Origin of the sequence: Chitinophaga sp. CF418 (genome assembly GCF_900142925.1) — a bacterium.
Lineage (GTDB): Bacteria > Bacteroidota > Bacteroidia > Chitinophagales > Chitinophagaceae > Chitinophaga.
The window spans coordinates 307,642-327,164 of sequence record NZ_FRCN01000010.1; the positions used below are offsets into that span (position 1 = coordinate 307,642).

Annotated in this window: 15 protein-coding genes; 4 read left to right on the top strand and 11 right to left on the bottom strand. The window is 46.0% G+C overall.

Features of this window, described 5'->3' with window-relative positions:
• Nucleotides 1–96: 96 nt before the first annotated feature.
• From F3I09_RS22310 to F3I09_RS22345, 8 genes are all read right to left on the bottom strand, one after another.
• Nucleotides 97–927, bottom strand: a complete 831-nt coding sequence (locus tag F3I09_RS22310) for a M57 family metalloprotease (protein WP_149697263.1) — start codon at nucleotides 925–927, stop codon at nucleotides 97–99.
• Between the two features lie 704 nt (nucleotides 928–1,631).
• The gene (gene lpdA / locus F3I09_RS22315) at nucleotides 1,632–3,038 is read right to left on the bottom strand and encodes a dihydrolipoyl dehydrogenase (protein ID WP_149697264.1); all 1,407 of its coding nucleotides are present in this window, start codon (nucleotides 3,036–3,038) and stop codon (nucleotides 1,632–1,634) included.
• A gap of 110 nt (nucleotides 3,039–3,148) precedes the next feature.
• A complete protein-coding gene (locus tag F3I09_RS22320) occupies nucleotides 3,149–3,817 on the bottom strand; it encodes an outer membrane lipoprotein carrier protein LolA (RefSeq protein WP_149697265.1) in 669 nt (222 codons plus the stop codon).
• Between the two features lie 92 nt (nucleotides 3,818–3,909).
• Nucleotides 3,910–6,507: a DNA translocase FtsK gene (locus F3I09_RS22325; protein WP_149697266.1), complete on the bottom strand. Its 2,598-nt coding sequence runs from the start codon at nucleotides 6,505–6,507 to the stop codon at nucleotides 3,910–3,912.
• Between the two features lie 140 nt (nucleotides 6,508–6,647).
• Nucleotides 6,648–8,273, bottom strand: coding sequence for a S9 family peptidase (locus tag F3I09_RS22330; RefSeq protein ID WP_149697267.1), 1,626 nt, complete (start codon nucleotides 8,271–8,273; stop codon nucleotides 6,648–6,650).
• Between the two features lie 15 nt (nucleotides 8,274–8,288).
• Nucleotides 8,289–8,681, bottom strand: a complete 393-nt coding sequence (locus F3I09_RS22335; protein WP_149697268.1) for a DUF423 domain-containing protein — start codon at nucleotides 8,679–8,681, stop codon at nucleotides 8,289–8,291.
• 319 nt (nucleotides 8,682–9,000) lie between these two features.
• Nucleotides 9,001–9,510, bottom strand: a complete 510-nt coding sequence (locus F3I09_RS22340) for a shikimate kinase (protein ID WP_149697269.1) — start codon at nucleotides 9,508–9,510, stop codon at nucleotides 9,001–9,003.
• Nucleotides 9,511–9,528: 18 nt separating this feature from the next.
• On the bottom strand, nucleotides 9,529–10,212 hold the full coding sequence (locus F3I09_RS22345; RefSeq protein ID WP_149697270.1) for a 4'-phosphopantetheinyl transferase superfamily protein: 684 nt from the start codon (nucleotides 10,210–10,212) through the stop codon (nucleotides 9,529–9,531).
• A 96-nt stretch (nucleotides 10,213–10,308) separates the two neighbouring features.
• Here F3I09_RS22345 and dcd point away from each other — a divergent pair, with 96 nt between their 5' ends.
• Nucleotides 10,309–10,845, top strand: a complete 537-nt coding sequence (gene dcd / locus F3I09_RS22350; protein WP_149697271.1) for a dCTP deaminase — start codon at nucleotides 10,309–10,311, stop codon at nucleotides 10,843–10,845.
• 377 nt (nucleotides 10,846–11,222) lie between these two features.
• Here dcd and F3I09_RS22355 read toward each other — a convergent pair whose 3' ends face one another.
• Nucleotides 11,223–13,217 carry a hypothetical protein gene (locus tag F3I09_RS22355; protein WP_149697272.1) on the bottom strand — a complete coding sequence of 665 codons (1,995 nt, stop codon included), beginning with the start codon at nucleotides 13,215–13,217 and terminating at the stop codon, nucleotides 11,223–11,225.
• Nucleotides 13,218–13,236: 19 nt separating this feature from the next.
• Nucleotides 13,237–14,685 carry a DUF1080 domain-containing protein gene (locus tag F3I09_RS22360; protein ID WP_149697273.1) on the bottom strand — a complete coding sequence of 483 codons (1,449 nt, stop codon included), beginning with the start codon at nucleotides 14,683–14,685 and terminating at the stop codon, nucleotides 13,237–13,239.
• Nucleotides 14,686–14,922: 237 nt separating this feature from the next.
• Between F3I09_RS22360 and F3I09_RS22365 the strand changes: the two genes are divergently transcribed.
• The 3 genes from F3I09_RS22365 (at nucleotide 14,923) to F3I09_RS22375 (ending at nucleotide 18,213) form a co-directional block, all read left to right on the top strand.
• On the top strand, nucleotides 14,923–17,133 hold the full coding sequence (locus F3I09_RS22365) for a TonB-dependent receptor domain-containing protein (RefSeq protein WP_149697274.1): 2,211 nt from the start codon (nucleotides 14,923–14,925) through the stop codon (nucleotides 17,131–17,133).
• Between the two features lie 297 nt (nucleotides 17,134–17,430).
• Entirely contained in the window at nucleotides 17,431–17,991 is a 561-nt protein-coding gene (locus tag F3I09_RS22370; RefSeq protein WP_149697275.1) for a hypothetical protein, read from the top strand.
• A 39-nt stretch (nucleotides 17,992–18,030) separates the two neighbouring features.
• Nucleotides 18,031–18,213 (top strand): hypothetical protein, encoded by a 183-nt coding sequence (locus tag F3I09_RS22375; RefSeq protein ID WP_149697276.1) that lies wholly within the window; start codon nucleotides 18,031–18,033, stop codon nucleotides 18,211–18,213.
• A 143-nt stretch (nucleotides 18,214–18,356) separates the two neighbouring features.
• On the opposite strand, the gene F3I09_RS22380 is transcribed toward F3I09_RS22375, so the two are convergent.
• Complete coding sequence (locus F3I09_RS22380; protein WP_188133914.1) at nucleotides 18,357–19,487, bottom strand: multiheme c-type cytochrome; 1,131 nt, start codon at nucleotides 19,485–19,487, stop codon at nucleotides 18,357–18,359.
• Nucleotides 19,488–19,523 lie beyond the last annotated feature (36 nt).

A 19,523-nucleotide genomic window follows, 5' to 3' on the forward strand; every position in this document is an offset into this window, starting at 1 on the left:
CAGGTGATATCCATCTCAGCTCTCCCGGGAATGATATCAATTTGCTTAGCGTATATCAATGTTCCCGGTATTAATGCCAGTCTCCTGATAGCGGAATTAATACAGCGTGTTCAACGCAGTGATATCGTTGGCATTGAAGGTGCGGTTACCACCATTGGAGCAGGCCAGCATCCAGGAATTAGAACTGAAGCCGCTTGGTGTGCCAGGGATCAGGATAGCGCCTACGCCGGCAGAACCTTCGTTAGTGGCAGTACCACCACAGCTGAGTGCGCGGTTATAGTAATCTGTGTGACGGAACCCAATACAGTGACCGATCTCGTGCTGTATTACAGATCCTACATACAATACATTCGGATTGGAACCATATGCCGCTGCATTGGTGTTCATGCGGATAGAGCTGTAAGGATTACCGCTGCTGGTAGGGAAACCAGAAGATCCCAGGGTGATGTAACCACCGCTTGGTCCTTCGTTGAAACCAGTGATAGTGATATTAGCGGTACCACTGGTAATACGTCTGAAGGTAATGGTCAGTCCCAGCCTGTTATAACGTGCAATTGCAGTGTCGGTACCTGCTACGAAGGCAGTTCCCAGGTTGGATACCCTGATGGTGATCACGCGTGGTAAGCCGGTCACCAGGTTGTTTGTACGATATTGCTCTTCTTTGGCGGTACGTAAGAATGGGCTGTTCACCTTTGCAGTAAGGTCATTCTCACTCAGTAAGATATCACCTTCTACGAGATAGCCGCCATCTACTTTACGTACTTCAGCAGTGCTGAATCCGAGAGCACTGATCTGGTCCAGTGTTGTCTGGGATACACCTGCTTCATTGGTAGTTTTAGCAGGTGCGTTTTCTTTTTTACAGGAGATGATACAGGCGCTTGCTCCTGCCATCAGGCAAAAGAGGGCCGTTAATGTGTGTTTGCGCATACATTGTAAGATTTGGGTTTCGATAAAATGAAGATATTATTAGCTGATCAGCTGATGAGAGATGTAACCGCTATAAACATCTTATTCAGCACCGGAGGGCTGAAGATAATTGTCAGTGGCTGACCTGCAGTGGGTGGGCTGCATACCGCCAGGATCAATCATCTCCGGGAAACTGAAGGCAAATGTCTATAGACTAATTCCCTGTAGTGCTCATGGAATACGTACATTGTTCATCAGTAGATATAGCTAACCTGACAGATAAATTTGCTTAACTCATGCGTTCATTTTTGTGACGGCAAGACATGCGGCAACTCGCGATTTACCGCGTCATTGCTGGATTTCAATTTTTGATTACTCGGGTAACACCGGGTGTGCCCGGTTGTAGATTTTCGACTTTTAGTGCTTGACTTTTATTGTTTAGATTTCAGTTGCTCGGTATCAATATTACAACATTCCATGATACCCGGAAAATAAAAGTTAAATGGAAATTAAAGAACAGGGATTGACGAAGTGAGGGCTCGGATATATATGCAAAAAGGCGTGAAGGATTACGAAACTATCGCTAAGCAGGACAAACTTAGCAGGGAACTCCAAAGAACTACAAGCAGTGGTCCTGCCGGGAACCGAAGTATCGCCAATCAGAATACAAAAAACAAAAGCCCTCCTGCAATGCAGAAGGGCTTTCATTATAGAAGAATTAATTATTACAGGTGAATTGCCTCGCCATAAGCAACCTCGATCGCGTCTTTCACAGATTCGCTCATGGTTGGGTGCGGATGGATAGAGTTCAGCACTTCCTGATAAGTGGTTTCGAGTGTACGAGCAGTCACAGTCTGTGCAATGATTTCAGTAACGTTAGCACCGATCATGTGTGTACCCAGCCATTCGCCGTATTTAGCGTCGAAGATCACTTTAATGAAACCTTCAGGAGCGCTGGCAGCAGTAGCTTTACCGGAAGCAGAGAATGGGAATTTACCCACTTTAACTTCGTAACCAGCTTCTTTTGCAGCTTTCTCAGTATAACCTACAGATGCAATTTCCGGAGCACAGTAAGTACAGCCAGGAATGTTCATGTAGTCGAGAGGTGTTGGTTTATGCGCGTATTTCTTTTCGTTGTAAGCGATCGCTTCTACGCAAACGATACCTTCTTTAGAGGCAACGTGCGCCAGCGCCTGACCAGGCACCATGTCGCCGATAGCGTAAACGCCAGGAACGTTGGTCTGGTAGTATTTGTCAACCAGAACTTTACCCTTATCAGTTTTAACACCCAGTGCTTCCAGACCGAGGTTCTCGATGTTGGCAGCGATACCTACAGCGCTCAGTACTACGTCTGCTTCCAGGAAAATTTCGCCGGTGGCAGTCTTTACTTTTGCTTTCACACCTTCGCCTGCAGCTTCAACAGCTTCCACGGAAGCGTTGGTCATGATCTCAATACCTTTCTTCTTGTAGATCTTTTCCAGTTCTTTGGAGATGTCTTCATCTTCAACCGGAACGATACGCGGCATGAACTCAACGATGGTCACTTTAGTGCCCAGGGTTGCATAGAAATAGGCAAACTCAACGCCGATAGCGCCGGAACCTACAACGATCATGGATTTAGGCTGTTTTGGCAGTACCATTGCTTCACGGTAGCCAATTACCTTTTTACCATCTATTTTCAGATTAGGCAGTTCACGGGAACGTGCACCTGTTGCCAGGATGATATATTTTGCTTCGTGTACGGCAGTTTTACCGTCTTTATCAGTTACTTCTATCTGGCTCTTGGATTTCACCTTAGCGTTACCCATCAACACTTCGATCTTGTTTTTCTTCATCAGGAACTGTACGCCCTTGCTCATCTTATCAGCTACACCACGACTACGCTTGATAACAGCGTCAAAATCAGCACTACCTTCGCCTACGTTAATTCCGTAAGTCTTGGCGTGCTGTATATATTCCAGAACCTGTGCAGACTTCAATAATGCTTTCGTGGGAATACAACCCCAGTTCAAACAAATACCGCCCAGGCTCTCTCTTTCAACGATTGCCGTCTTAAATCCCAGCTGAGAAGCCCGGATAGCAGCCACATATCCACCAGGGCCACTACCAATTACGATTACGTCGTATGCCATATTGCTTAATTTTAATTTAAACTTGCCAAAGGTAATAATAAAATGGAAAAAGCCCGGCCAAAAATAGCCAGGCTTTTCTTTGTCTTCGGTTGCGAAGACCCATCAATATCTTAGCGAAGGTCTACCACTTCTACACCAGGATACTTCTTTGGATCGAAGCTGAAAGTAGCATCTGATACATTTGTATTGGGTGTAAAGCTGGTGATCTCATATGTATAGTGATTGCCATTCTTTTCAAAAACCTTCATTTTGGAGATGTTCTGGTTCTTTTTATCGATGGACACAATCACTTTAAATACGTTCTTGGACTTGTCTGTAGGCGTCATTTCGATGTTCTGCAGCACTTTACCTTTTTCAGTAGTTTCTCCATCCAGGCGGTACAGATAGTCTTTATCGTAGAAATTGGTGAACAGCTTAGCCGGTGACAGGGAAGAGCTGTTAGGATCTACGTTATTGATTGTTACCTCGTTAGCATCTTTTGCGTATGTCCAGGAGGTTTTGTTATCGCTGATGATCTCCTGGCCGTCCAGGTTCACTTTATATTTAGCACCCTTCATGTAAACGGTGCCTTTTTTTGAGTCTGTTACACTATTGTTAGCACCTTCTATTTTTAATACAAAATTGGCCACCACTGATTTCAACTGTGAAAATTTCTTGCTTACACCGTCCAGGATCACTTTCGCTTTCGGATCATTCTTTCCCAGGCTGCCTTTGGACTGAGCCGTTCCGTTCATTACTACGCCGCCTGCTAATATGGCCAATAATAAAATTCTCTTCATTTTTCGTAAGTTTTATTTCTGCTGTTTGTAAAGACAAATGTTATGCCGATACCTGTCTATCTTTCGTTAATATAAAGCCAAATGTACTACGATCAGCCGAGATCGTTCAGGATCTCTTCGAGATCGGCCTCTGTCTTGACATTAACCTCCCTGGCCTTGCTACCCATATTAGGTCCTACAATACCGGCTGCCTCCAGCTGGTCCATCAGCCTTCCGGCCCTGTTATAACCGAGCTTCATACGGCGTTGTAACAAGGAGGTAGAGCCCTGCTGGTTCTGTACAATGACACGGGCAGCCTCTTCAAAGAGCGGATCCCTATCCTGCAGACTGATCTCTTTGCCCTCCATATCCTTCTCATCCACATATTCCGGTAAGAGATAGGCTTCAGGATAAGCCCGCTGTTCACCAATATACTCTGCCACTTTTTCCACTTCAGGCGTATCCACGAAGGCACACTGCAAACGTACCAGCTCCCCATTGAAGGAAACCAGCATATCCCCCTGACCGATCAGCTGCTCTGCGCCGCCGATGTCCAGGATGGTACGGGAGTCGATCTTGGAGGATACCTTAAAGGCGATACGCGCCGGGAAGTTGGCTTTAATGGTACCGGTGATGATATTGACAGACGGACGCTGGGTAGCGATGATCAGATGGATACCTACCGCACGGGCCAGCTGAGCCAGACGGGCGATCGGCATTTCCACTTCCTTACCGGCTGTCATGATCAGGTCGGCAAACTCGTCGATTACCAGTACCACGAACGGCAGGTAACGGTGTCCCCTTTGTGGGTTCAGCCTTCTCTGAACGAATTTGTGGTTGTATTCCTTGATATTACGGGTACCAGCCTCTTTCAGGAGGTCATAACGGAGGTCCATTTCAATACAGAGTGCATTGAGGGTATGGATCACCTTTTTGGTATCGGTAATAATGGCTTCCTCCTCACCCGGCAGCTTGGCCAGGAAATGTTTTTCTATCAGCTTGTAGAGCGACAGTTCCACCTTTTTAGGGTCGACAAGTACGAACTTCAGCTGGGAAGGATGCTTTTTATAGAGTAAGGATACAAGTAATGTATTGATACCTACTGACTTACCTTGTCCGGTAGCACCTGCCATGAGCAAGTGTGGCATTTTGGCCAGGTCAGCGATAAAGTTCTCATTATCAATCTTTTTACCAATAGCAATGGGCAGTTCCATGTTACTTTGCTGGAACTTCTCAGAGGCCAGCAGGTTCCTGAGTGATACGATGCTCTTCTTCACATTAGGCACCTCGATGCCGATGGTACCTTTACCCGGGATTGGCGCAATAATACGGATACCCAACGCGGAAAGGCTGAGCGCGATATCATCTTCCAGGTTCTTGATACGGGAAATGCGCACACCGGCGGCGGGTACGATCTCATATAAGGTAACTGTTGGTCCTACGGTAGCGCTGATCTTCTGGATGGAAATATCGTAGTTTTTCAGGGTGTCAATGATCTGGTTCTTATTTCTGTCCAGTTCACTGGCATCCTGTACGATCTTTTCAGTGCTGTGGTTGTCCAGCAGCTCCAGAGAGGGGTATTTATAGTCGCGCAGGTCAAGGGTAGGCTCGTAAGGGTCCATCTGAACGGGCTGCCTTACCGGCTCCTCTTCCGCTTCATCTTCTGCTTCTTCTACGGGAGGTTTAATCTCCCAGGCTACATCTTCTGTATTAGGCTTCTTCCTGCGGGAAGCGGTCTGTTCGACAGTTTCTTCTATATATAATAGTGGTCCGGCCTCTTCATCCTGTTCCTCCTCCACTTCTTCCTCCACTTCTTCTTCGCCGGCTGACAGATTAGCAGGCGGAATAAGGGTAATAGAGGCATCACTGCGCTCAATGAGCTGCATTTCAGGCAGTTCGGCATTATCCGCAGGTGGTGGTATTACAGAAACACCAGATTCTCTGAGCCCATTTTTCTTCCGGGGTTCCTTTGTATTGGCAGCCGGCTGTTGCGGCGTAACGGCAATTATTGCAGGTTCAGGAACAGCTGCAGGCGCCACAGCAGGTTTGGGTTTGGCTTTAAACTGTTGTTCCAGCCATTTGAAGTCGTAGTTGTATTTCCAGATCAGCCAGGACAATCCAGCTACCAGCAGGAGTAATGCAGCTCCGGCCCTTCCGAGGAAGCCGATCAGCCAGTTATTGACAGCGTCACCCATGGCCCCTCCCCAGGGGAAGTCGGACAGCATGGATACGAAGGCCGCAGTAGTACTGATAAACAGCAGGCCAAAGAGGATATATTTAATATTACGCCAGATGCGGAAAACACGACGGCCTACCACAGCGTTGACGCCAAGGATAAAAAACAGATAACAAAACAGATAGGAAGCTATACCGAACCCTTTGTAGAAGAACCAATGGGAGACGAAGGCCCCTAACCTCCCGAGGAGGTTTTCCACCTTCACGCTATCCATGTCCATTAGCAATAAGCTGGCTGAATAACGAAATACCTTATCCTGGTCTTCTTCCCAGGTAAAGAGATAAGATGTAAACGCGATAAAACAGTAGAGCGACAACAACAGGCATATTACCCCAAAAACCTTATGGGTCCTTTCGTCTTTTACCAGTTCTTTTACTTTTACCTCTACTTCCTTGTCCTGCTTAAGTACGTTGGGGTCGTTGCCTCGAGGTTTTTTACTCTCCGGTTTTTCTGTTTTCAGTTTGTTTTTAGACATACATTATAGCGCTCCAAAATTACGGTCGCTCGTCGATATATTAAGAATTTATTTTCAATTAAGAATCAGTAACTACGGAACCGGGAATTTATGCATTCTCCATTCCCTGTCCCCCCTGGTTCTCAATTTGGGCCCACCCATTAATACAACAACTGTACCCATCTTGTGATAAACTCCAATACAGCGGGGTTTATTGTCTCGTCCAGCGTCCCATATTCCTCCAATGTGCAGGATTCACAATGTTGAAACAAGTGGTTCAGCCCTGCGAAGCTCCGGATCGTAACCAGCTCATTTCCACCTTTTACCACTCCGCTTTCCAATGCTTTCAGGTTGGTGGTGGCGTCTGTGATCACATCTTCGCTTCCGTTTATAGCTAAAACCGGGCATTTTATTTTAGCGAGGTATGAAGCAGGATCATATTGAAGGAGGGATAATGCTTCTGCTTTATTATCAACGGCATAAGTCGCTTCTATAAAGTTTTGTCTGCCAATTGTATTGGTACTGTCCCCAAAGTGGTTATAGAGGGCTGACAGTTCTGCATAAGCCTTCCGTTGTCTTTCGGCGGGATCGGCAGTAAGCGTCATGACATTCAGGTAACGCTGGTAACTGGCAACGTAAGCCTCTATATGGTTGTCTTTTTCTCCGAGCATCTTAGCTACCTGCGCCAGTTTCCGGTTATAGTACTCCCGGCCATCCAATCCCGGGGAGGCCATGGTGATCATAAAAGCGATCCTGGGGTCGCCTGCGGCGACGATCTGGGCTACCACCCCTCCTTCACTATACCCCAGCAGTCCGATGGCGGCAGAATCTGCATCTTTTCTCTTACGTAGCCAGCTGACAGCGGCTTTGACGTCTTCGGCGAAGTTGAAGATACCGGAGGAGTCGTAATTGCCGGTGCTCTCTCCTACTCCGCGGTCGTCAAACCTCAGCGTAGCGATGCCATGTTTTACGAGGTAATCGGTGAGCACGGCGAATGAGCGGTGGTCGAACTGTTCATTATCCCGGTTTTGCTGACCGTTTCCGGAAATCATGACGATCACGGGATATGGTCCTTTCTGGCCAGGTTTGGTGAAGGTACCGCTCAGCAGGACCTTATCTACCGGGTTCACGAATTTCACTTCCTGCACATCATAGGCAGGGTGTTCTGACGGGTCCTGGGGGCGGGTAACCGGCAGGTCTTTGATCTCATCCCTGGAGAAGTTCAGGGGAGTGCGGTTGCCGACCTGTTCAAAGTATCCTTCATAACGGTTACGGATACTGTTCCAGTAGCCGGTATATTTAAAGCTGATATTTTTGATAACGAATGTCAGGGTATTACCTCTGACATAAGCAGTATCCAGCGCGATGTCTTCAGCTGCAATGTCAGGGCTTTTCAATTGTCCTTTCAGCTGATTTCCCTGGCGTTGGAGTTGTAATTGCAGGCGTTGTTTCTGGCCTTGCGGAGTGGTGAAGACGCCATACCAGTTGCCGTTGATTTCTTGTGCTGTCACTGTTCCTGCGAGGCTGAGGCAAATGATAATCAGGTATTTGAACATGCGTGTTGTTTTATTGTTTTTTGGCGCGATGCGTGTTGCAGCGCGGATTACGTTGGATTGCCGGTTACTATTCAGGCGTCTCGTATTCCTCCAGGGTAGCAACATGATTATTGCCGTATTACTGCTGAGGCGTATCGTCCCTAAAATTTCAGGGGCTAAGCCATAGGCCAGCCCCTGGATAGTTAAATGATATGCTAGTGTTATTAATACTTTCTCTGATGCTTGTATCATCAGGCAGCCGTCTCACTATTTCTTCAACAGCGCCAGCAACAGGCAGATCCAACCGGCAATGAAGAATAAACCTCCAATTGGTGTGACAATACCTATTTTGTTCAGTCCTACGGTTTCGGTCGCCTTTATCATTGTTAATACGTACAAAGAACCGGAAAAGAGTATCACTCCGATAAAGAAGCAACGTCCCGCCCATTCCAGCAGGTTAGCTCCTGCAGGGAACTGGGCGAATAAAATGCCTACCGCCAGTAAGGCGAATGTGTGATAAAACTGATACGTAACGCCTGTCTGAAATGTGCTTACTGTTTCCGGCGGAACCAGTTCCTTCAGCTTGTGAGCGCCGAATGCGCCGAGTGTTACGGCCAGAGCGCCCAGTACTGCTGCGATGATGAGAAATCCTTTATGCATTGGTATATTGATGTTTGGTTATTTAATGCAACAAATTAATGCCAACAAATTGATGCAAAAAATGATTGATATCAACAAATGAACATCCCGGATTATCGGTTCCCGGAGTTATAACCAACTATAAGTCCATGATGACTATAACAAGGTTACAAATTCATCGGGTTGTAAACCATCCCCGGCAGGTCACCTGAACTACAAACGCGCGCCCACGGCAGGCGTATTGTGGCGGATGAAATCGCCTGGTCCATTTGTCTATTTGAACGTTTGATCATTTGATCATCTGTTCGTTTGTTATAAACATTTGGGAATTATAAGGACATTATGCTTTAATATCCAACCGCTGTGTAAAGGAATCGAGGCTAATAGTCTCGGATTCTGCAATGGTGATCTGGGCCTGTTCGTAGAACGGTACACGTTCTGCCAGCTTTTTCTCTACGAAGTCGAGCAGTTCGTCATCCGCCAGGTCCTGGATAAGGGGACGTTTGGACTTCTTACGTTTCAGGCGCTCCACGATCAGCGACAGGCTTGGATTGAGCCAGATGGTGGTACCATTGTTATTCATGATATCCATATTATCCTGGAAGCAGGGTGCACCACCGCCGCAGGAGATAAGGAAGTTTTCGTTGCGGGAGAGTTCCCTGAGCCAGTAGTTTTCCTGCTGGCGGAAATAGTCTTCTCCTTTTGTGGCGAAGATATCGCTGATGGACATTTCTTCTGATTCGACGATCACATCATCGAGGTCATAGAACGGTAACGACAGGTGCTCTGCCAGTTGTTTTCCCCAGTAAGTCTTGCCGGCGCCCATAAAGCCGAGTAGAAAGATTTTCAAATTAACTGTTTTTAAACATTAATGTCCTGAGTGTCCTGAACGGGCCGTATCTGCGTTCTCCGCCCTGACAGCAGAAAGATCCTCAGATCCGCTCGTCCAGGTTATGCATAACCCGTCTTCCATCAGATATTGCAAATATAACCGTGCAATTTTATCTGCTTTGTTAAAATTGCAGGTAAGGAAGCCTTTCTGCAGGAAAGTAAAGGGTGCAAGTTGCATATTTTCTTTAAAATCAACGCCTCCCAGTCCATACCACTTATAAACAGCCTCTTTAGCGCTCCAGCAGATGGTTTTATGAGGTAACGTATGTACGGGGTCGATAAAAGCCTGTTCTTCCGCCGACAAAAACTTATGCGACACTGCTTCTATCTTAGGTTTTATCTCTTCTATATCGATGCCTACCGCACTGTCACTGCTAACGATGGCAGCCACATTGTCGCCGCAATGCGAAATGGAGAAATGCAGGTTGTGGCTATCCAGATAAGGCTTACGGCTCTGCATTACCTGAATTTTCCCGATTGGGAAGCCTGGATATAGTTCCTGGAGCAGATACCGGCCCGCAAAGTGCTGTAAACGCTTGTGCGGGTGGTGGATTGCCGGGGAAATATTGACCTTCTCCCGGAAAAATTCCTCCTCCTCTTCTATTTTCCACACTCCCAGGCGGCTGCCGGGATTGATTTGTATCGTACGTATTAATGGCATATCTTGCCAAATTAATGCAAAAAGCTGAATGCAGAATGCATTAACACGGAAGCATACTAACACAACTATTTACTACTAACTAATTACACCCGATCTATGATCCTGTCAGACAAAAGGATATTGGAGGAAATTGAAAAAGGCACTATCGTTATTTCGCCTTATGACCGGAAGTATCTCGGCACCAACTCTTACGATGTACATCTAGGTAAATACCTGGCCACCTATAAGGACAGAATACTCGATGCCCGCGCCCACAACGAAATTGAACATTTCGAGATCCCTGAAGAGGGATATGTGCTGCAGCCCGGTACCCTTTACCTGGGTGTGACCCTGGAATATACCGAAACTCATGCCCATGTACCTTTCCTGGAAGGTAAGTCCAGCACCGGCCGCCTGGGTATCGATATCCATGCCACTGCCGGTAAAGGCGATGTGGGCTTCTGCAATACCTGGACGCTGGAGATCTCCTGCGCCCAACCCGTACGCGTGTATGCCGGTATGCCAATCGGACAGCTGATCTATTTCGTGGTGGAAGGTGAGGTTGAAACCCTTTATAATAAGAAAGGTAATGCCAAGTACAATGGCCGCACTATCAAGCCGGTAGAAAGCATGATGTGGAAGAACCAGTTCTGACCATTCTGAGAAAAGGCAATGCCCGGAGAATGACTGCACTATCAAACTGGTAGAAAGTCATGAAGTGAAGAACCGGGTTTAATCATTTTGGAAAAAATACTATCAATAAACAGACGAAAAAGGCCCCCGGAATAGTTCCCGGGGGCCTTTTTTCAACCATCTATATATTGAATTTCAACCAGTTAATATAAAAACATATTTCCGGTTTGCTGTTTATATGGCTTTGACATGCTTTTGACATGCCTTTACCATGCCTTTACTCCGCTCCTTCAGCTCTCTCGCACCCTTCTAAAGCAATATTATTTTAACCACTCCTTTGTGCCGTCACTTCAAGGGGAAAAAACAACCGGCCGGAAATGATCCGGCCGGCGTGGTATTTATTTCAGGGAGTTGATCCAGTTGGCAATTTTCAATGCATCGGTACGTGGTACCTGTGGCATTGGTGGCATTTCTGTTGCATAATCAGGCCAGTTCTGTGGCTTTGGATTAGCAAGCAGTTTCAGGATCTGCTCGGCAGAATATTTACGTTTGGCAACATCTACGTATGCAGGTCCCACCTGACGCTTATTAGCGTTGTGGCAGGCCAGGCAGGTATATTTTGCCAGCAGAGGTTTTACTTCATCGTAAGTAGGCGCTTTTGCAGCGGCGGCTGTTTTTCCAGTGGCGGCAGTTGCGCCTTTAGCAGCAGCTGCGTCTTTTGCACTGGCAGTCTTTCCTTTATCCGCTGAGGCAGGAGCAGCTGCAGTTGATTTAGCAGAATTGAATGTGCTGGCCTGGCTTAAAGGCAGCTTATCTCCTTCTGGCAGATTGTGCAGTGTATAGTAACCAGTTGGGTGTACCAGTGAATAAGAATTGTCTTTTTCACGCACGCCTTCCAGGGTGATGTTGTGAACATAATCCAGGCGCAGGCTGTCTACGATGAGTCTTACTTTTAATCCGTCTTCAGACACTTTCACACCTTTCACAGGACATTTTGCAATGTTCACCATCGGGCTTCCGTATACAGAGTGGTATTTGTAAGTAAAGCTCTCAACTGAATAAGATGCCAGATCTTCAGCAGATTTCTTATTTACCGGCAGCGTAAACTCGATCTCAAAACCATCAGGTTTTGATCTGATCGTCTTCATTTCAAAAGGCATCTTCTCGTTCCATACCAGACGCTGTAAACCTTCGTTGGCTTCACCGGCAGAACCCCAACCACGGTTGGTTTCACCTACAAACAGTGTAGAACCATCTTTCGCCCATGCCATACGCAGTACGCCAGACTGGAAACCGCTGCGGAAGTCGAAGGATACACCCTGGTATTCACCTTTCACTTTTTCCATTACCACACGCATGATCTTACTTTGTCCCTGGTCACCTACCAGCAGCTGGCCGGCAAAAGGACCGAAAGAACCTTCAGGGATCTGAACGATCTCGGAGTTGGAGATACCCTGTATACCGTGCGGCAGCACTACGGCTGGCAGACGCAGTTCAGGGATCTTCTTTTTCACGTCCATCAGTGTTACGAAGGGAGCAGTTACACTGTTCTCAGGTTTGGTATAATTGCCTTTCGCGTCTTTAGGACGGCCTTCGTCTACCAATGAGAAGAAGCGCTCCTGTGTCAGTTTTACAGGGGAGTTAGCTTCTTTCGTCCAGCGTAAACCAGCAGGGTGGCCAATGAAATCGCCCTGTTTTACCTGCCATACACCGCCGGAACCGAACCAGTCGCCCTGGTTATCTGTATAGAATAATTCACCGTTGATCATACCCAGACCGCATGGAGAGCGGAAGCCGGTAGCATATGGTTCCATATGTCCGTCAGGGAAGATGTGCATCATCCAACCTCTCCAGGGCACGCGGCTTTCACCACGCCACCATTCCTGATTGCCGAATGCAACGTTGCCGGATACGAAGAAAGAGCCATCAGGCGCGAGCTTCGGACCAAAGCTGTATTCATGATAGTGACCAGACAATGGCCATGCGAATACTGTTTCATATACATCTGCCTTACCATCCATATTGGTATCTACCAGCTTGGTTAATTCACCACGCTGTGCGCAATACAAAGCGCCGTCTTTCCACACGAGGCCCAGTATTTCATGCAGGCCGGTAGCGAACTTGCGGAAGTAAGGTTTACGGCTCGTAGGGTTTTCTACAACATATACATCACCACGACGGGTAGATACGCCCAGATCACCATTCGGCAGTACTGTCAAACCGCCCACTTCCAGCAGCGTACCTTCAGGGGAAGATACCTTCAGGATCTTATAAAAATCTTCTTCTTTAGGCGTTTCCTGGGCACGAACCCCGGAAGTCACACCCGTTGCCGCAGCTATCAGCAGCGAATACAACGTGGTCTTTTTTATGAATGCCTTATAAATGTTTTTCATTTGTAGTAGTCGAAAGGATTTAGAAAAGGATGGAATAGCTCAGTTTACTGTGTACAGGGATGATTAGTTCTTTTGTCGCACCTGCTTCACGAATTACAGGTTTCTCACCACCGGCATCATCTACCTGGAGATAGTAAGATTTTCCATCTATAACATACAGATCCTTTGAAGGTGTTTCTATGGTAGTACCTTCTGCGAGTTTAGCATACAGTCCTTCAACAGGTGCAGCTATGGTCAGTTCACGGCGTATGCCATGTCCTTCAGGAAGCACACGCACAACATCAGATACTGCGGTACCATATACCTGGTAACGGAAAGCAGGCAGGTCACTCTCATCCAGTACATAACCTTTAGGACGGTAACCAGTACCAGTGGTATCAGTCATCCAGGCAGCCTGCGGAGAAGACAGTTTGCTCAGGGTAAAGAATGGTTCTCCGAGGAGCTGTACGGCGCCACGGGGACGGGAACAGCCATTTCCCCTTTCGTGCCACATAGGTGTTGCATCGAGGAATTCACCACGCCAAACCTGTGCTACCATGCCTTTATCGAGGTCGTAGGTGTAATGCACCTTTTCAGGAGAACCTACGGAAACAGCGTGTACTACACGTTTGTTGTTTTTCACATCCATGAAGCTGCGCAGGATAGTGTTTACCGGTGCATCTACGAGGATAGGATCTACTGTCCTGTTATTGTCATTGCCAGTACGGGCTTCGCCGGGTTTGTTAATAGTGATATTGCGGAAGGCAACAGCACCATGATCACCCTGGAGACGGAGCGGGCCGGTTGCTTTTTCATCGCCACCACCAATAGAACCACGGGTAGGGCCCATCAGCTCTACGTTCTCATGGATGGTCACACCATTCAGTTCTACCAGCAGCATACGCGCGTTAGCGGTCTTTTTGCCGGAAGCGTCGAAACGGGGCGCCTGGAAGGTGATCTTCATATGCTGCCACAGACCGGGAGCACGGCTGGCATTCACGCGGGGAGCGTGGCCATCATATCCCTGCTGACCGGCAGGACGGCTGTCGTCCCAACGTTCGTAGATACCACCATTATCGCCTGCTTTAGACACTTTGGTGTTCCAGCTGTCCAGTAACTGGATCTCATACCTTCCCTGCAGATAGATCCCTGAATTTGAACCAGGCGCCATCATGTAGTCCAGTTCAATATCCACGTCACCATATTCCTGGGTGGAAAAAAGGTCTTTACCTGGACGTTTCTTGTCCGGCATGTTGAACAGTACCCCGGTACCTGCTACAGCGTCCAATACATGAGGATTGTCAAGTTTGGCGGAGGCATCGCTGGTAATACTCCAGCTCTGTCCTGGCTCACGGAAGGCAGATAGGTCCTGCAATGGCAATTTGCCTGACTGCGCGGAAACCGGATGGGCAACTGCCATTCCTATACCATAGAGGCACAGAAAACCCATCAGAGACCGGCTTGCATGATTCTTCGATCTAAGTAACATAACGTTCAAATAAGATTAAGTCAAAAGTGGAATAATAGAAAGTTGAGACCTTTTGACGTGCGCTAATATAGAGATAGTTTATCGCGGACACAAGTTAATGGATGAGAATTTGGGATGAACGGGAATATTTATTGGTGAAATATTAAACGAATTGTTAAGCATTTTTTTACTTTCGCCGCTTGGCTCAGTCTATATACCAGAACTAGTAATCAATAACCAACCGACACACCATCCTATATGCGCAAGATCTTTACAATTGTTCTCTCCTGTTCAACCATTGGTGTTTATGCTCAAAACTACAGCGGCATTGTGTATGACCGTGAAAAGCGTCCATTGCAGGAAGCCACTGTCTATAACCTGCGTACCGGCGCTCACACGCATACCAATGAGACAGGCGTTTTCCGGCTAAAGGACGGACAACAGGGAGATACATTGAAGGTGTCACATGTTTCCTGCAAGACACAACTCGTAGTACTCGATAATTTATCTCAACACATTACACTGGAACCTTCTAATCTCGAACTGAATGAAGTGGCCATCACTTCTAACATCAGACATCTGAACATCATATCAGATATTGATCTCAAGACCAACCCTGTCAAGTCTTCCCAGGAACTGCTACGCAAAGTACCTGGCCTGTTCATTGGTCAACATGCAGGAGGCGGTAAGGCTGAACAGATCTTCCTGCGTGGATTTGACATTGATCATGGTACTGATATCAATATCAGTGTAGATGGCATGCCGGTTAATATGGTTAGTCATGCACATGGACAAGGCTATGCAGACCTTCACTTTCTCATCCCTGAGATCATTGAGAATATTGACTTTGATAAAGGCCCCTATCATGCGGATAATGGCAATCTCGCTACCGCAGGATATGTGGCTTTCAAAACAAAGGAAAGGCTTGATAACAGCAGCATAACCCTGGAAGGCGGCAAGTTCAATACCTACAGGACCATGGGTATGTTTAACCTCGTAAATGATGATAAACAATCTGCCTATCTAGCGGCAGATTACCAGATGACGGATGGTTATTTTGTATCTCCGCAAAACTTCAACCGTATTAACCTGATGGGTAAGTATACTGCTTACATGGAGAATAACGATAAATTGTCCGTATCTGTTTCACACTTTAACAGTAAATGGGACGCAAGCGGACAGATACCACAAAGAGCTGTTGATGCAGGACTGATCACACGTTTTGGTGCTATTGACGATACCGAAGGTGGTCATACACAACGTACCAATGTTAACCTCCAATATCTCAAACATGTGGATGCGAATACCTTTGTGAGAAGTACCGCTTTCTACAGCCGTTATGATTTTGAACTGTATTCCAATTTCACCTTCTTCCTCGAAGATCCTGTAAACGGAGACCAGATCAGGCAGAAAGAGAACAGGAGTGTTTTTGGATTTGAATCGGAGTTGAATAAGAGCTTCTATCCAGGAAGAAATCCACTTGAATTGAAAGTGGCTGCTGGATTACGCAATGACGATGTGAATAATATTGAGCTATCGCATACGGTGAACAGGAAAACAACACTTGAACAACTAAAGCAGGGAGATGTCAATGAGACCAACCTCTATGCTTATGCAAGCGCAGAATACAAAGTCGGTAAATGGCTCATCAACCCGGCAGTACGTGTTGATCATTTCAAATTTGATTATGTAGATAAACTGGCGGTTACTTATGCTACACAAACACAAGGTAAATCTATTGTAAGTCCTAAACTCAACTTCCTGTATAATCCAAATGACAAGATCCAGTATTTCTTAAAACTGGGCAAAGGATTTCATAGCAATGATACCCGTGTTGTAGTTGCAGAGAAAGGACTTGAAACATTGCCTGCTGCTTATGGTGCAGACCTTGGATTGGTATGGAAACCTGTATCGAAGCTGGTTGTGAATACAGCGCTGTGGTATCTGTTCATGGAGCAGGAGTTTGTATATGTGGGCGATGCTGGTGTAGTGGAGCCCAGTGGTAAAACCACCCGTAAAGGAATTGATCTGGGTGCACGTTATCAGTTAGGTAAATGGATCTTCATCAATGGTGACTTTACCTATACGCACGGCCGTTCCAATGATGCGACCAAAGGCGAAGACCGTATTCCGTTAGCGCCGGTAGTGACAGTGGCTGGTGGTGTGAGTATTCATCATCCGTCAGGTATTAATGCGGGTATCAATACAAGATATCTTGGTCATCGTCCGGCTAATGAAGACAATAGCATTGTGGCAAAAGGATATTGCATAACTGATGCGAATATCAGTTATCAGTATAAGCAATTTACTATTGGTGTGATCACGGAGAATATTTTCAATACTGCCTGGAATGAGACACAGTTTGCAACGGAAAGCAGGTTGAAGGATGAAGCAGCACCGGTGACGGAGATACATTTTACACCGGGTACACCGTTTAATATCAGGGGGACGTTGACGTATAGGTTCTGATCCTGACGTGAATAACATTTTCAGGGGCTAAACTAAAAGTAAATTGTCTTTTAGTTTAGCCCCTTTTTATTTTTCTAAAGTCCGCATTTCACTCATGTTCATTTTGTTCACTTCTGACAACTTCCAACCATTGCATTCCTTTTGTTGCTGTTAACTGGTCATTAACTCATTTACAAATAAAAAAGTTGATTTTTGATTTTGCATGGCATTGTTCATTATCTTGTAAATTGCATGTCTATTTCAATCATCTCTGGTGTGTATTCACGTAGTTAATCCGCAACTTCTAAACAGAGATAAATGGCAACTGCAGTTAAAATCAACTTCAACGATGTTTATGATATTAATACAGCATCCCGCGAAATGAGATCGGCTAGTTTTGACACAGAGCTTGTAGATGGAAGTAAAAAAAAGCTAATGGTAACAATAAGTGATCAAGCGCATGAATTAATGCCTGATGTCTATAATTTAGCATTTGGTCCGCTAAATGCAAACGGTAAGATCGACGATAAAGCACAAATAAAACACAGGGACTATTCGAAAGCCTTTTCTACCATTCTTTTTCATGCCCGGTCATATCTGGCCAATAATCCCGATCATTATCTGGGAATTGATGGTTCCAACAATTCAAGGGCTTTGCTGTACTATAAAATCATCCTGGACAATTTCGAGTATCTAAGCAACCACTTCAATATGGGGGCAATGAAATATTATGTAAGAATCACCAGATTTGGTAAAAACCAATATGAAAATCCATTTGATTTTAAGGATGTTAAATCCGCTGTTGTAAAAATCACACGGGACAGTCCAAGGTATCCGGAATTCCTGTATAACTATTTTATTTTTACAAAAAACAATTAATGCGTATCAATAAACTAATAAAAAATAAAAACTTTTACGATGAAAAATGATACAATGGAAGACAAGGTTAATGTCTTTGGAAAAAACCAGACAGCTGATATACCAGTTAAGCCCCCAAGACTTGTAAGTGGTAAATCATCGCTGGCTCAGTTCATTAGAACCAAAGAACAAGCAGATGAACTTATGGAGGCGTTAAACAAAGCTTTTAACAAAGTTCCATAAAAAGAACCCGTCAAAGAGGTTGTCAAAAGTGGCTTGATGGCTCTGAGAATTTCTTATACCGAAATTTTCTCCATCAGGTACCCGAATAAAATCAGGGTAAAGTTACTTTTGACAACCTCTTTTTTATATCTTATAGCATCCTCTCATCTGATCTTTTCCACAAACCTCTTCGTCGCATCCTGATAAACATTTACAAAATGCGTACGCACCATGTCTGCTTCTGCAGTTGATGCATTTGCCAATTTCAAAGTAATCTTTCGCGATGGCAGCAATGGCATATGACAATCTACACAATTATCAGCCAGCACTATTCCTGCCGGTGGTTTGTAGGAACAGGAATCATGGGCAACACCATTTACATTATGACAGCTGATACAGCGCTGAGAAAATGCCGCCATGTTCTGCCGCTCACTGACGTGTACATTATGACAGGAGGAACAGTCAAGTTGTGCCGTCATTTTAAAACATCTGCAGGCTGTCAGCAAGCCATACTGGTTACCATGAACATCCAGGTTTCCGACAGTGTCGACATCATAGTTTGGTGTTGAATAATCCTCCAGTTTTTGCCCTACCATAAAACTAAAAGCAGGCTGTGTATGCTTTCTTAACCCCGAATGACATTGTGCACAGGCATCCAGACGTTGCTGACGCGACAAGTTTTTTGTACTGATAATATTGCTGGCAGTCTTCGCCTCCGGATGCTGTGTATGGAATGCGACATGCGCAGCGCCGGGACCATGACATCTTTCACAATCGACACCATACAGGAGTGTTTTTTTGTCGAAAACGGTGCTTCCGTCTTTCTTTTCTTTTGCTTCAACGTAGGTGGCGTGGCATTCCAGGCAGGTGGCAGGAATAGGTCTGTCAAAACGAATATAGTTTTCCGAATATCCCGGGCTGTTGCACCAGTCATTGGCTGGCGTAAAATAAGATACCGGTAGCTGGAATAGCCTGTTTTTGTCCCAATACAGGTAGGTCTGCCCTTTTCTCCCGGAACCGATCACAATACCAAATGCCCTCTGTTCTGTAGGGATGCCATTCATGTAAGCTGTTTGCAGGAAAACATCTTTCTTCTTTTCCAGTTCCACCACCATCCATTGATTGTATACAAACTGGTTTTTACCGGGCGTAAAGCTGCCTTTAATATGTTCATCATCCGGAAGTGCGGAAGTCAGGAAATGAGCCGTATGGCGGCTGCTTTTGAAGATATCACCATGGCAGGAGGCACATGCTGCCGATCCGGCAAAAGCCGGGGTTTCTGTTGTCGATGACACAGGTCCGGGATTAAAGGCAGCGCATATAATGCTGCC

Excerpts from the sequence above, each read along its gene's own strand:
- F3I09_RS22310 (WP_149697263.1), bottom strand. The coding sequence starts at position 927 with ATGCGCAAACACACATTAACGGCCCTCTTTTGCCTGATGGCAGGAGCA.
- lpdA (WP_149697264.1), bottom strand. The coding sequence starts at position 3,038 with ATGGCATACGACGTAATCGTAATTGGTAGTGGCCCTGGTGGATATGTG.
- F3I09_RS22320 (WP_149697265.1), bottom strand. The coding sequence starts at position 3,817 with ATGAAGAGAATTTTATTATTGGCCATATTAGCAGGCGGCGTAGTAATG.
- F3I09_RS22325 (WP_149697266.1), bottom strand. The coding sequence starts at position 6,507 with ATGTCTAAAAACAAACTGAAAACAGAAAAACCGGAGAGTAAAAAACCT.
- F3I09_RS22330 (WP_149697267.1), bottom strand. The coding sequence starts at position 8,273 with ATGATACAAGCATCAGAGAAAGTATTAATAACACTAGCATATCATTTA.
- F3I09_RS22335 (WP_149697268.1), bottom strand. The coding sequence starts at position 8,681 with ATGCATAAAGGATTTCTCATCATCGCAGCAGTACTGGGCGCTCTGGCC.
- F3I09_RS22345 (WP_149697270.1), bottom strand. The coding sequence starts at position 10,212 with ATGCCATTAATACGTACGATACAAATCAATCCCGGCAGCCGCCTGGGA.
- dcd (WP_149697271.1), top strand. The coding sequence starts at position 10,309 with ATGATCCTGTCAGACAAAAGGATATTGGAGGAAATTGAAAAAGGCACT.
- F3I09_RS22355 (WP_149697272.1), bottom strand. The coding sequence starts at position 13,217 with ATGAAAAACATTTATAAGGCATTCATAAAAAAGACCACGTTGTATTCG.
- F3I09_RS22360 (WP_149697273.1), bottom strand. The coding sequence starts at position 14,685 with ATGTTACTTAGATCGAAGAATCATGCAAGCCGGTCTCTGATGGGTTTT.
- F3I09_RS22365 (WP_149697274.1), top strand. The coding sequence starts at position 14,923 with ATGCGCAAGATCTTTACAATTGTTCTCTCCTGTTCAACCATTGGTGTT.
- F3I09_RS22370 (WP_149697275.1), top strand. The coding sequence starts at position 17,431 with ATGGCAACTGCAGTTAAAATCAACTTCAACGATGTTTATGATATTAAT.
- F3I09_RS22375 (WP_149697276.1), top strand. The coding sequence starts at position 18,031 with ATGAAAAATGATACAATGGAAGACAAGGTTAATGTCTTTGGAAAAAAC.